The organism is Staphylococcus sp. mip270_02, assembly GCF_054031535.1.
Genome location: NZ_CM132934.1, coordinates 1,635,549 through 1,648,899 on the forward strand (window position 1 = coordinate 1,635,549; position 13,351 = coordinate 1,648,899).

Sequence of the window (13,351 nt, forward strand, 5' to 3'; positions counted from 1 at the left end):
ATATTGATAGGGCGGATATTTTTATTTTTAAGGAGGATTTTAACGAATGGAAATGAAACCAAAATATAATCCGAACGAAGTCGAGTCCGGACGTTATGACCAATGGGTTAACAATGGTTATTTTAAAGCGACAGAAGATAGTTCAAAAGAGACATATACAATTGTAATCCCACCACCAAACGTAACTGGTAAATTACATTTGGGGCATGCATGGGATACTACATTACAAGATATATTAACGCGAATGAAACGTATGCAAGGCTATGATACTTTATATTTACCAGGCATGGATCATGCAGGTATTGCTACGCAAGCAAAAGTAGAAGCAAAGTTAAACGAGCAAGGTTTATCAAGACATGATTTAGGTCGAGAAAAATTCCTTGAACAAGCTTGGGATTGGAAAGAAGAATACGCTAATTTTATCAGAGAACAGTGGGCGAAACTTGGCCTAGGCTTAGATTACAGTAGAGAACGTTTCACGTTAGACGAAGGTTTAAGTAAAGCTGTGAAAAAAGTATTTGTGGATATGTATAATAAAGGTTTAATATATCGCGGTGAATATATTATAAATTGGGATCCAATCGCACGTACTGCTTTATCTGACATTGAAGTAATACATGAAGATGTTGAAGGTAAGTTTTACCATTTTAAATATCCATATGCAGATGGTGATGGATTTATTGAAATTGCTACAACACGTCCTGAAACAATGTTAGGTGATACTGCGATTGTCGTAAACCCTAACGATGAACGTTACAAAGATGTTATTGGGAAGAAAGTAATTTTACCTATCATTGGTAGAGAACTACCTATATTAGCAGATGAATATGTTGATATTGAATTTGGTAGTGGTGCAATGAAAGTAACACCAGCACATGACCCTAATGACTTTGAAATAGGAAATCGCCATGATTTAGAACGCATTATCGTAATGGATGAATCAGGCAAAATGAATGATAAAGCTGGTAAGTATCAAGGCATGGATCGATTTGATTGTCGTGAGCAATTAGTGAAAGACCTAGAGGCTGAAGACCTTGTTATTAAAATTGAGGCACATGAACATTCAGTAGGTCATTCAGAGCGTTCTGGCGCAGTTGTAGAACCGTATTTATCAACACAATGGTTTGTTAAAATGAAACCACTTGCTGAGCAAGCACTAGATAATCAAAAAACAGACGATAGAATTGATTTTGTTCCTGCACGTTTTGAAAAAACTTTTAATCGTTGGATGGAAGAAATTAGAGACTGGACAATATCACGTCAACTTTGGTGGGGGCATCAAATTCCAGCTTGGTACCATAAAGAAACGGGCGAAATTTATGTGGGTGAATCAGCACCTGAAGATATTGAAAATTGGACTCAAGATGAAGACGTATTAGATACTTGGTTCTCAAGTGCTTTATGGCCATTTTCAACATTAGGTTGGCCAGATACAGAAGCAGAAGACTTCCAACGTTACTTCCCAACTAATGCATTAGTAACTGGATATGACATTATCTTCTTCTGGGTTGCAAGAATGATATTCCAAGGTTTAGAATTTACTGGAAAACGTCCTTTTAACGATGTATTATTACATGGATTAGTCCGTGCAGAAGACGGTAGGAAGATGAGTAAATCACTTGGCAATGGTGTGGATCCTATGGATGTCATTGATGAATATGGTGCAGACAGCTTAAGATACTTCCTTGCTACAGGTTCATCTCCTGGTCATGATTTACGTTATTCTACTGAAAAAGTTGAATCTGTATGGAATTTCATTAATAAAATATGGAATGCTGCGAGATTTAGTATTATGAATATTGGTGAAGACTTTAAGGTAGAAGATGTAGACTTATCAGGAAACCTTTCTCTTGCAGATAAGTGGATTTTAACTCGATTAAATGAAACCATTGCAAATGTTACGGATTTAAGTGATAAATATGAATTTGGTGAGGTTGGTCGTACTCTTTATAACTTTATTTGGGATGAATTCTGTGATTGGTATATCGAGATGAGTAAGATACCTATGAACGGTGAAGATGAAGCGCAAAAGCAAGTTACACGTTCAGTACTTACGTATGTTCTCGATAACACAATGAGAATGTTACACCCATTTATGCCATTTGTTACTGAGCAAATATGGCAAAACTTACCTCATGAAGGTGAAACAATTGTAAACGCATCTTGGCCAAAAGTGAATGACGAACTCACATTTGATGACAGTAAAGAAACGATGCAACAACTTGTTGAAATTATTAAATCAGTTAGACAATCACGTCTTGAAGTAGATACGCCGCTTTCAAAGGCAATTCCAATCTTTATTAAAGCAAAAGATGATAATATCAAAGAGACATTGTTAAACAATTCGAATTATATTGATAGATTCTGTCATCCAAGTGAATTGACAATTGATATGGATATTGAAATTCCTGAAAAAGCCATGACCTCTGTTACGACTGCTGGTGAAGTTGTGTTACCATTGGAAGGTCTAATAGATATGGATAAAGAAATTGAGCGTTTAGAGAATGAACTCTTGAAATGGGAAAAAGAGCTCGATCGCGTGAATAAGAAATTAGCAAATGAAAACTTCGTCAATAAAGCACCTGAAAAAGTTATTAATGAAGAACGTGAGAAGAAACAAACATATCAAGAGAAATATGACGGTGTTAAATTACGAATTAATCAATTAAAAGCATAGGAGTCCTTAAAATGAATTACCTAGATAGCTTATATTGGATACATGAACGAACTAAATTTGGTATTAAACCAGGCGTCAAACGTATGGAGTGGATGTTGGATAGACTAAATAATCCCCAATTTAATATAAACGGTATTCATGTTGGTGGCACAAATGGCAAAGGGTCCACGGTGTCGTATCTACGTTCAGCACTTGTTGATAACGGATATGATGTGGGCACTTTCACATCGCCATTTATTGAAACATTCAACGAACGTATTAGTTTGAATGGTCTACCAATAAGTGATGATGATATTGTTAAATTAGTTCAAAGAGTAAAACCAGTAAGCGAAGCCTTAGAAGTGGAAACTGACCTTGGAACTGCAACCGAATTTGAGATTATTACAACGATGATGTTTTTATATTTTGGTGAAATCCACCCAGTTGACTTTGTAATTGTTGAAGCGGGATTAGGTATTAAAAATGATTCTACCAATGTTTTTAAACCAATCTTATCAATATTGACAAGTATAGGTTTAGACCATACTGATATATTGGGCGACACGTATGTAGATATTGCAAAAGACAAAGGTGCGATAGTAAAACCAAACACACCTATTATTTATGCTGTGAAAAACGAAGAAGCGCTTAAAGTTATTCGTGATTATGTTGAACAACAAAATGCTGAAGGAATTGAGTTGGATAGAGATATTAGTGTTATCTCTGAAGATGAAGAATTCACTTATCGCTATAAAGATTATGAACTTGAGACGCTTTTATTAAATATGTTAGGTGAACACCAAAAAGAAAATGCCGCGTTAGCAATTACCGCACTTATTGAATTAAATGAGTCAGATATCGTTGATTTAGATTTCAATAAAATGATTGATGGTATTGAATCGGTGAGTTGGACTGGTCGAATTGAACAAGTGAAAGAACGTCCTTTGATGATTGTCGATGGCGCACATAACGTTGAAAGTGTAGAGGCGCTAATAAGTACGATGAAAAATTATTATCACACTGAAAATATTGATATTTTATTTTCTGCAATCAAAGGAAAACCTTTAAATGCTATGGTGGATCAACTAAAAACGATTGCTTCTACATTCTATATAACAGATTTTGATTTTCCGAAAGCTTTAACAAAAGAAACGATTTTTGATGAAGTTCGATTTGATCAAAAAGTACTTGTTGATGATTATGTGAAGTTTATCGAATCATATGAAGGCGACGGTTTAATTATTACTGGAAGCTTGTACTTTATAAGTGAAGTAAAAGCTAAAGTTAATTTTAGTTAAATATATATTTAATAAATAAGCGAACGGTTCGATAGGTTGTTGAATCATTCGCTTATTTTTGTGTTAAATAAAAGAAAAATGATATCTAAATATAATTTTAATAAAGAGTAAAAGTTAGTTTGAAAATTTGAGGTTTGTCAATTTTTTGACGAGTCTATTTTGATTAAATTAGGTGACAAGCATTTCCTATTTTATTTTGTAATTATATGATAATATTTAAAAAAGGGGAGGTATTAGATTAAAATGACTGAAAAGAAATTCCCAAAAGATGCAATGCGTGTTTTAAAAGAAACAAGTCGTACTTTTTATATTCCGATAACTTTTTTAGAAAAAGAGTTAAAACATACGGTAGCATCTGCTTATTTAGTATTAAGAGCAATAGATGAAATTGAAGATCACGAGGAATTGGATAACGATTTAAAACATTCAATACTGATGCAAGTAAGTGAGTTATTTAAAGCTCCTTTTGATGAAGCGAAATACATGCAAATTCTTGAACCCGTGAAGGATAAAATGCCTGAAGTCACTTTAAGATTAGGTGAGTGGATAGAAGCTTGTCCAAATAAGACAGTATCAATTGTATTAGAGGCTTCTAGCGAAATGGCATTTGGTATGGCAAAATGGGCTAAAGCAAACTGGGACATCCATACCAAGGATGATTTAGATGATTATACATATTATGTAGCGGGACTTGTCGGTGTCATGCTCTCGCAATTGTGGGACTTATGTGCAAATGTTAAAACAGATAGGGAATTGGCAATTGGTTACGGACGAGGCTTGCAAGCTGTTAACATTCTTAGAAATGAACAAGAAGATTTAGCAGAACGTGGTGTAAGTTTTGTACCGGATGATTGGACACGTGATGATTTGTTTAAATATGCTGAAGATAATTTAGCTAAAGCAGATGCATATATGAAAGATATTAATAAAAAAACCATTTTACTCTTTTGTCGTTTACCATTAGCGCTGGCTCACAAATCACTTACAGCAATGAAAAATGGTAGAGAGAAGATATCCAGAAAAGAAGTAGAAGAAACTGTCGATGAAATTCAACAAGATTAGATGCTAAAACCTTTTTTTGAATGATTCATTTTTATTAATGTTACAAAATTAAAACTATTAGTAACTTTATACTTATAAAACCAGCTCATTATATTGTTGAGCTGGTTTTATTATTCTAAAATATAATTCATTAATGAAATAATATGTGGTGATAATGCTCAATCAACAAACTAAACTATATACAAAATTTGGTTTGTTGATTGAGCATTGTTGAAATTATTTCAATAGTGTTATTTTTCTTATTGGTATTATGGATTGATGCTATAATATTTGTTAGGAGGTGAAGTGTTGATAACGCTGCTTTTAATTTGTCCTATATTATTTAGTTTTTTATATCAGCTATGTTTTGTAGAAAACCTGAAAATAAGTTATCTCACAACCCGTTCAAGATGTGATTATTGTCGCAAAAAAATAACTATAATAGAAACAATACCAATTTTAAGCTTTATTTTTTTAAGAGGCACTTCAAAATGCTGTAATCACAGAATAAGTGTTTTTTATCTGCTTGGGGAGTTTCTTTCTTTGATTCCTGTATTTTACATGATTTATTTACCTCACAAACTAACGATTGACAACACTACTTTAATACTAATTTATTTATTCCTCCTCACCTTTTCTATATTTGATATTAAGACATACACAGTTCCTTTGCATGTGGTAGTCGTTTTTGCTATTTGCATTTGTTTTATTACTCCAATTCATATCATGTCATTTTTCTTCGTAACGAGCTTGCTTCATATATTTTATTTACTATTTCATAATGCCATTGGCTATGGAGATATAATTATCTTTTCTTTGCTAGCTTTAGCTTTAGCATCTTCAGAGTTTTTAATCACTCTTTTGTTTACATTTATCTGTGGTGGTGTTTTTGCTTTGCTCGTGTTACTTGTTTCTCGTAATGAAAGAGCAAGAATTCCACTTATTCCTTTTATTTATATCGCATTTAATATAATGCTTATAACATCTCAAAATTTAAACTTTGGAGGTTTTTAAAAATGAAAATAAAAGAACTCGCCAATAATCAGAAACCTAGAGAAAGATTGTTAAACAATGGACCTGCACATTTATCTGATGGTGAACTACTAGCCATTTTAATTAATACAGGTAGAAAAGGGTTTTCAAGTTTAGATATAGCTAATGAATTGTTAAAGTCAGTAGAAAGTTTAAAACAGTTAAAGGCATTATCCATCAATGATTTGAATAAAGTGAAGGGAATTGGTTTATATAAAGCATTGATTCTAAAAGCTGCTTTTGAGCTAGGGGAACGCATGCATTCGGGGAGTTTAGATGAGAAGATACAAATTACTAGTCCTCAAGATGTTGCTAATTTTATGATGGGAAAAATGGAGCATTTAACTCAGGAAAAGTTTATTGTGTTATTTCTTAATTCTAAGAATGTTGTTATTAAGCAGAAAACAATATTTATTGGAACATTAAATTCATCAATCGTTCATCCTCGAGAAATATTTAGCGAAGCTATAAAATGTGCAAGTAATGCAATTGTGGTGCTTCACAATCATCCATCAGGTGATACTACACCGTCCAAAGAAGATATTAGGACAACTGATAGATTAAGAGAATGTGGAGAAATTCTAGGAATAGATTTACTGGACCATATTATTATTGGAGATCATACTTATATGAGTATGGTAGAGGACGGCTATTTTGATTAAAACATGATATACGAAGTTGCTTACATAAACGCATAGACTGATTAACGCATTATTATATTTTTATTGCATGCTTTAGTATTAATTTTGGCTTTCTGTACTCACTCAGTTACGGTATAATCAAGTTGATAATTAAGGAGGCGTTATCAAGTGGGAACGATATTATTGATTGGTTTGTTACTGCCGGTAGTTTATTTAATGCAATTAGTTAGAATTAAAAAGCCTATTGATTTTAACAGTACTAAAAAAACAGTAGTTATTTCAGTTGTAGGTGTCTTATTAACTACTATGCTATTCTTTATTTTTAGTACGAATCACACATCTTTTTGGTTATATTTAATAGGTTCATTGATTATAGCTGTTATATGGGCATTATTATTGTGTGCTTGTTATTATTTTTATCAAGTGCTATCAAATAATGTCAAAAAATAACTATAATGTTTGTGAAACATTAGTTTTTATATTAAGGTTAGAAAATATTTTTGATTATGAAATATGTTTAACATCTCAATTTCCATAGATGTAACTATAGTTGAATGTTAAAAAAAACGGAGCAAGGAATCCATTTTTGATTCCTTGCTCCGTCTGAACAACCAAATTATAATATTACAAGTATATTTAAGTAATACTATAGTCTGCTACTGGAATAATCTATATCTGTGATAACATGCATAGATTGTGTTGTTTATATAAAACTAAAGTAATTATTAAAGTTTTCCATTATCCAAAGAATACCTTGATAACCTAGATATATACATAATACAATAATTCCAACGTATATTAAAAATCTTAAAATTGATAAACCTACTCTAAATAATAATATAACTAAGAGGGCAAGTAGGATTATAGATATAATACTCATATTATATTTCACTCCCTTTGTACATAATTGTACTATGAAAAAAGCATGTATGCATCAGTCTATCGTTAACTTTTGGATACTACTACAGACTGATGATATTTAAATTAATTGATTTTATAATATAGGGTGAAATTATGGGAGGGTGGTTCATGCGGTTTATATTTAGTATTATTAAAAACTTTATAGCTATTATAGCAATTATAATCATTGTATTCTTCGCGTTGAAATATGCGCCGTTTTTAAAAGACCAGCAATGGAACCCAGTACATAATAATGAGCCACCTACGAGCAACACCCAATCAGAAGGTGGTTTAACAGGTGGTCAACGTTATTCTGTAGAAGACAATGATATTTTGAAAAATGTCCCTCGCAGTCAGGCTAAAAATGTATTTGATTGGATAGATAAGAAAGAATTTATGTCTGTTTCAGGAATTGGTAGAATGGGGTATAGCGATAAATATCTAGCAGGCCAACGTGGCGATGAATTTATAATTTATAAATTTGGTTCAGACTCCATTCGTGTTTATAAAACTGAAATAGAAATGGAGCAAGACCTAAATCAACTTGGGGAGCATATTGAACTACAGCCACCATCTAAATACGAGTAAGTGGTTTGAATTCTCAGCAAAAATGCGTTAGCCTTATATAAGTAAAAACGTAAAAGGTTGGTGTCAATTATGAGTGAACAGTCTAAAGATAAAAAAGTAGATGAACAAGCAAAAGCACAAAATCTATTCGCACGTTGGCGTAAAGAAGAAACTTTATATAAAGAAGACGAAAAAGAAGCTGAAAAATCTGCTGAAACAGAAAAAAACGACGCAGAAGAAAAATAATTATATTTTTGCTGAAACTAATGGACGTTAAATTATTTCTAAGAAATGAATTTATTTGAATCGAAACTGAAATTTAAAATTTTAGCGGATATTCAATGACTTGACGTTGGACAGGTCTAAATTTAAAATTTACAATAATCGAAAACGCAATTTCCATTCTAGTACTGTTGTAAAAAGTATACCGAAAGCTGAGACATGATTTCATGTGTCAGCTTTTTTGCTTTTATACAAAACGTTAATGTATAGTTAATGATAAATAAACGTAAACTGTCTAAGGGCAAAAGCGTGAGAATATAAATGGTTGGAAAAATAATAAAACTCACTGTTTAACTAGCATAAATTTATTATCATAGCAATTTTTCCTTTTTCCTTTTTTATTTAAAAACACATTTAACTTATATACATAATTTTGGATTTAAAAAATTGGAAAATCTAAGACTTTAGTACACTATTTACTTTGAAACTTGTTATAATACAAATTAACACTACATTTTATGTTTTAAAGTAGAATCTCAGCAATATTTGTTCTAGCTTTAATATATTAAATGAGTGGTTAGAATTTAATTTGTGAATAATAAGGTTACTACTTTATTTCGATCTATGAGTAATATAAAATAATATCAAGTAGTAAAATAGTCGGGTAATAGAGGTGTTTAGGTTGTCAAAGTTTTTTAAAAACAACAAGTTGATTGTTATTTTATGTGCAATCATTGTATTTATTGCCTTAATTGGTGTATCTTTACGTTCGCAATCACAATCACCAGTAGAACAATACGTAGGAGATTCAGTTGCATTCGGTCAAAAGGCGGTTAGTTATCCTGTTCATTTCGTAACAGGTTCAATCAATAACCTTTTTGCAAAAGATAGTTCAAAAGAGCAACAAAGCAAGGTTAAACAATTAGAAGCTGAAAACGAAAGACTGAAATCAGAAAACAAAAAGTATAAAAAAGAATTAGATATAGAAGATATATCTAAATTCGAACCAATTTCTAGTACAGTATTATCTAGAAATCCAGATCAATGGATGAATACACTAGTTATTAACCAGGGTGCTAAAGATGGTATAAAAAATAATATGGCTGTGATGACTTCAGAAGGATTGGTAGGTCGAATCTCTAAAGTAAATCAATTTTCCTCACAAGTTGATTTAATTTCAACAAACACACGCGCTAACCGTTTATCAGTAAATATTCAACATGATGATAAAAATGTATTTGGGTTAATCGATCATTATGATTCTAAAAATGAAGAACTTATTATTACTGATATTAATAATAAAGACAGTGTGAAAAAAGGAGATAAGGTTGTTACAAGTGGTTTAGCTGATCAATTACCAAGTAGTATATACATAGGTGAAGTTTCAAAAGTAGAAAATGATGAATATGGCTTATCAAAAGAAGTTAGAGTTAAAACAGCTGCTAATTTATCAGATTTAAATCATGTATATGTAGCTAAAAGAGACCCTAAGACAATACCGGATAATGAAAGTGGTGATAATTAATGCGTGCGTTATACTACTTTCTTATCGGTATTGTATTATTTTATATTGATACTGCAATTGGGTTAATTATACCAATGCAAATTGGCACGAAAGACATAATTTTTGTTCCACACTTGACTTTAATGTATTTACTAATAATATGTGTTCACAGAAGTTTTGGTGTAGCTATTATATTATCTACGGTGTTAGGCCTAATTACTGATTTATATTTTGGTAGTTTTTATGGCTTGTATTTATTTGGTTATATACTGTTCGTTGTAATTCAAGACTTTTTCTTCAAAACATTTTATAGAGACTATACAATGTTATTCTTTATAGTATTATTAAGTACAATTTTCTTAGAAATTTATGTAGCTACTATTTATAGCATATTGGGGTTGATAGCATTTAATTTATTTGATTTTGTGTTGTATAGATTAATTCCTACATTGGTGCTTAATTTTATATTACTTATTATTTTCTATCCGATTATTACTAAATTCTTTAGAAAAGTGCAATTGAAGATTGACAGTAAGAAAGCCTAATGCTAAAATGCAGTAGTTGAGTAGTTTTTAGCTACATACAACCGCTCGGATTTAGGTTAAAGAACATGTATGTCACCTAAATTTGGCGTGACTTAAATTATAGGAGGTGCAAAGTATGTTTGCTATTATTGAAACAGGTGGAAAACAAGTTAAAGTAGAAGAAGGACAAGAAATCTTTGTTGAGAAATTAGATGTTAACGAAGGTGACTCTTTCACATTTGACAAAGTATTATTTGTAGGTGGAGACGCAGTTAAAGTTGGTGCGCCAACTGTTGAAGGTGCTTCAGTTACTGCTACTGTTAAGAAACAAGGTCGCGGTAAGAAGATTACTGTATTCACATATAAACGTCGTAAAGACTCAAAACGTAAAAAAGGTCATCGTCAACCTTACACTAAATTAACAATCGACAAAATCAACGCATAATTATGATTACTGTTGATGTTACATTGAACGATGTCGGTCAAATCACTGATGTTATCATGGATGGCCATGCAGAACATGGCGAATATGGACATGATATAGTTTGTGCAGGTGCATCCGCAGTGCTTTTCGGAAGTGTTAATGCTATAATGGGATTAACAAATGAGAAGCCCGATATTGATTACAATGATGACGGTGGACATTTCCATATTAGAAGTGTAGATACTTCTAATGAACAAGCGCAGTTAATTCTTCAAGCAATGTTAGTTTCGTTGCAAACCATTGAAGAAGAGTATAAAGAAAATATCAGATTAAACTATAAGTGAGGTGCAATCATAATGTTAAAATTAAATTTACAGTTCTTCTCATCTAAAAAAGGACTTGGTTCTACAAAAAACGGACGTGACTCAGTTTCTAAACGTTTAGGAGCTAAACGTGCTGATGGTCAACACGTTACAGGTGGTTCAATCTTATTCCGCCAACGTGGTACTAAAATTTATCCTGGTGAAAATGTAGGTCGTGGTGGCGACGATACATTATTCGCTAAAATCGACGGCGTGGTTAAATTTGAACGCAAAGGTCGCGACAAAAAACAAGTTTCTGTTTACGCAGCAGCTGAGTAATTTGTCATCGTTAACACCAGAAGTGATCACTTCTGGTGTTTATTTTTTGTCTTTATTTTCTAGTTAATGAGATAATGATATAATATACAGAATGATATAAAAAAATAAATTTTAAGAAAAAGAGGTGAAATCATGTTTGTCGATCAAGTAAAAATATCACTTAAAGCAGGTGATGGTGGTAACGGTATAACAGCATATCGTAGAGAGAAATATGTTCCATTCGGTGGTCCAGCTGGCGGTGATGGTGGCGATGGTGCATCTATTATATTTGAAGTAGATGAAGGTTTGAGAACATTATTAGATTTTAGATACCAAACACATTTCAAGGCCAAAAGAGGCGATGCCGGTCAAAGTAGTAATATGCATGGTAAAAATGCGGAGGAACTCGTATTAAAAGTTCCACCTGGTACGATTATTAAAAGCGTTGAAACAGAAGAGGTTTTAGCTGATTTAGTTGAAAATGGTCAACGTGCAGTAGTGGCTAAAGGTGGTCGAGGCGGTCGAGGAAATTCACGTTTTGCATCTCCTAGAAACCCAGCACCAGATTTCAGTGAAAATGGTGAACCTGGTGAAGAAATTGACGTTACCTTAGAATTAAAATTGCTAGCTGATGTTGGGTTAGTAGGTTTCCCAAGTGTAGGTAAATCTACTTTATTATCTATTGTATCTAAAGCTAAACCTAAGATAGGTGCATACCATTTCACAACAATTAAACCTAATCTTGGTGTAGTTTCTACGAAGGATCAAAGAAGTTTTGTAATGGCAGACTTACCAGGATTAATAGAAGGTGCGTCTGAAGGTGTAGGATTAGGACATCAATTTTTAAAACACGTTGAACGTACAAAAGTAATAGTTCACATGGTAGATATGAGTGGATCTGAAGGTCGTGATCCTTATGAAGATTATAAAGTTATTAATGAGGAATTAAATGCCTACGAACATCGTTTAGAGGAGCGACCTCAAATTGTGGTTGCTAATAAAATGGATATGCCTAACGCAGAAGAGAATTTAAAAGCATTTAAAGAAGCTTTGAATGATGATTCTGTGCACATTATCCCACTTTCAACATTTATGCATGACCATATTGATGAACTGCTTTATGCTATAGCAGACAAATTAGAAGAAGTAAAAGACATTGACTTTAGTAAAGATGAAGAAGAAGATTTAGGTGTTAATAGAGTGATTTACAAACATACACCTAGTCAAGATAAATTCACAATTACACGCGATGATGATGCTGCATACGTTGTAAGTGGTAAAGCAATCGAAAGAATGTTCAAAATGACTGACTTTAATAGTGACCCTGCTGTACGTAGATTTGCGCGTCAAATGCGTTCTATGGGTATTGATGAAGCATTGAGAGCACGCGGATGTAAAAATGGAGATATTGTTAGAATCCTTGGTGGAGAATTTGAATTCGTTGAATAGGAGTGCTTGAAAATGGACAAAAAAGATTATAAAAAGTTTTACTTAATTCGCGAGGATGTATTACCAGAATCTGTTGTAAAAACCTTAAAAATTAAAGAAGTTTTAAAAAATGATCCGTCACTGTCCATATTTGAAGCAGTTAAACAATTCGATTTATCAAGAAGTGCTTTTTATAAATATAGAGATACAATATTCCCTATTGATGAAAAAATGGAGTCTACACGTGAATTCACATTAATATTATATGTGAATGATATCGTAGGGATGTTGGCAGAAGTTTTAAATACTTTATCAAGTTTAAGTTTGTCAGTATTAACAATTCATCAAAGTATACCAATGGAAAGTAGAGCAACGATTACACTTTCATTAGATGCTAAAGGTACAAATTTAGAAATTGATGATGTTATGGAAGCGTTGCGAGTTATTGATCACGTTTCTAAAGTAGAATTAATTAGTATGACTATATAAGGAAG

The 13,351-nt window shown here is 32.2% G+C and carries 16 protein-coding genes and 2 other annotated features (1 of these 18 running past the window's edge); of the genes, 15 read left to right on the top strand and 1 reads right to left on the bottom strand.

Annotated features, from left to right (window positions below):
- Positions 1 to 4: a binding site (T-box leader), on the top strand; it begins 238 nt to the left of the window's first position.
- Between the two features lie 42 nt (positions 5 to 46).
- The 6 genes from ACW5YJ_RS07665 (at position 47) to ACW5YJ_RS07690 (ending at position 7,118) form a co-directional block, all read left to right on the top strand.
- A complete protein-coding gene (locus ACW5YJ_RS07665; RefSeq protein ID WP_119604227.1) occupies positions 47 to 2,677 on the top strand; it encodes a valine--tRNA ligase in 2,631 nt (876 codons plus the stop codon).
- Positions 2,678 to 2,688: 11 nt separating this feature from the next.
- The gene (locus tag ACW5YJ_RS07670) at positions 2,689 to 3,954 is read left to right on the top strand and encodes a bifunctional folylpolyglutamate synthase/dihydrofolate synthase (RefSeq protein WP_457338067.1); all 1,266 of its coding nucleotides are present in this window, start codon (positions 2,689 to 2,691) and stop codon (positions 3,952 to 3,954) included.
- A gap of 243 nt (positions 3,955 to 4,197) precedes the next feature.
- Positions 4,198 to 5,016: a squalene/phytoene synthase family protein gene (locus tag ACW5YJ_RS07675; RefSeq protein WP_457338068.1), complete on the top strand. Its 819-nt coding sequence runs from the start codon at positions 4,198 to 4,200 to the stop codon at positions 5,014 to 5,016.
- A 288-nt stretch (positions 5,017 to 5,304) separates the two neighbouring features.
- Positions 5,305 to 6,009 (top strand): prepilin peptidase, encoded by a 705-nt coding sequence (locus tag ACW5YJ_RS07680; RefSeq protein ID WP_026113598.1) that lies wholly within the window; start codon positions 5,305 to 5,307, stop codon positions 6,007 to 6,009.
- 2 nt (positions 6,010 to 6,011) lie between these two features.
- Positions 6,012 to 6,689 carry a RadC family protein gene (radC, locus tag ACW5YJ_RS07685; protein WP_017724683.1) on the top strand — a complete coding sequence of 226 codons (678 nt, stop codon included), beginning with the start codon at positions 6,012 to 6,014 and terminating at the stop codon, positions 6,687 to 6,689.
- Positions 6,690 to 6,836: 147 nt separating this feature from the next.
- Positions 6,837 to 7,118: a hypothetical protein gene (locus ACW5YJ_RS07690; RefSeq protein WP_017724682.1), complete on the top strand. Its 282-nt coding sequence runs from the start codon at positions 6,837 to 6,839 to the stop codon at positions 7,116 to 7,118.
- 253 nt (positions 7,119 to 7,371) lie between these two features.
- Here ACW5YJ_RS07690 and ACW5YJ_RS07695 read toward each other — a convergent pair whose 3' ends face one another.
- Positions 7,372 to 7,548 carry a hypothetical protein gene (locus tag ACW5YJ_RS07695; RefSeq protein WP_107551686.1) on the bottom strand — a complete coding sequence of 59 codons (177 nt, stop codon included), beginning with the start codon at positions 7,546 to 7,548 and terminating at the stop codon, positions 7,372 to 7,374.
- A 149-nt stretch (positions 7,549 to 7,697) separates the two neighbouring features.
- Between ACW5YJ_RS07695 and ACW5YJ_RS07700 the strand changes: the two genes are divergently transcribed.
- The 9 genes from ACW5YJ_RS07700 (at position 7,698) to ACW5YJ_RS07740 (ending at position 13,346) form a co-directional block, all read left to right on the top strand.
- Positions 7,698 to 8,156 carry a DUF4930 family protein gene (locus ACW5YJ_RS07700; protein ID WP_017724681.1) on the top strand — a complete coding sequence of 153 codons (459 nt, stop codon included), beginning with the start codon at positions 7,698 to 7,700 and terminating at the stop codon, positions 8,154 to 8,156.
- 69 nt (positions 8,157 to 8,225) lie between these two features.
- The gene (locus ACW5YJ_RS07705; RefSeq protein ID WP_017724680.1) at positions 8,226 to 8,381 is read left to right on the top strand and encodes a hypothetical protein; all 156 of its coding nucleotides are present in this window, start codon (positions 8,226 to 8,228) and stop codon (positions 8,379 to 8,381) included.
- 658 nt (positions 8,382 to 9,039) lie between these two features.
- Entirely contained in the window at positions 9,040 to 9,882 is an 843-nt protein-coding gene (mreC, locus tag ACW5YJ_RS07710) for a rod shape-determining protein MreC (protein ID WP_017724679.1), read from the top strand.
- Positions 9,882 to 10,406 carry a rod shape-determining protein MreD gene (gene mreD / locus ACW5YJ_RS07715; protein WP_017724678.1) on the top strand — a complete coding sequence of 175 codons (525 nt, stop codon included), beginning with the start codon at positions 9,882 to 9,884 and terminating at the stop codon, positions 10,404 to 10,406. The genes mreC and mreD overlap by 1 nt, the downstream gene beginning before the upstream one ends.
- Before the next feature lie 29 nt (positions 10,407 to 10,435).
- Positions 10,436 to 10,509 (top strand) — a sequence feature (ribosomal protein L21 leader region).
- A 12-nt stretch (positions 10,510 to 10,521) separates the two neighbouring features.
- Complete coding sequence (gene rplU / locus ACW5YJ_RS07720; protein WP_017724677.1) at positions 10,522 to 10,830, top strand: 50S ribosomal protein L21; 309 nt, start codon at positions 10,522 to 10,524, stop codon at positions 10,828 to 10,830.
- A gap of 2 nt (positions 10,831 to 10,832) precedes the next feature.
- Entirely contained in the window at positions 10,833 to 11,153 is a 321-nt protein-coding gene (locus ACW5YJ_RS07725; protein WP_026113597.1) for a ribosomal-processing cysteine protease Prp, read from the top strand.
- A 12-nt stretch (positions 11,154 to 11,165) separates the two neighbouring features.
- Entirely contained in the window at positions 11,166 to 11,450 is a 285-nt protein-coding gene (rpmA, locus tag ACW5YJ_RS07730) for a 50S ribosomal protein L27 (RefSeq protein WP_017724675.1), read from the top strand.
- Positions 11,451 to 11,582: 132 nt separating this feature from the next.
- The gene (obgE, locus tag ACW5YJ_RS07735) at positions 11,583 to 12,878 is read left to right on the top strand and encodes a GTPase ObgE (protein ID WP_017724674.1); all 1,296 of its coding nucleotides are present in this window, start codon (positions 11,583 to 11,585) and stop codon (positions 12,876 to 12,878) included.
- A gap of 12 nt (positions 12,879 to 12,890) precedes the next feature.
- Positions 12,891 to 13,346, top strand: coding sequence for an ACT domain-containing protein (locus ACW5YJ_RS07740; RefSeq protein WP_017724673.1), 456 nt, complete (start codon positions 12,891 to 12,893; stop codon positions 13,344 to 13,346).
- Positions 13,347 to 13,351 lie beyond the last annotated feature (5 nt).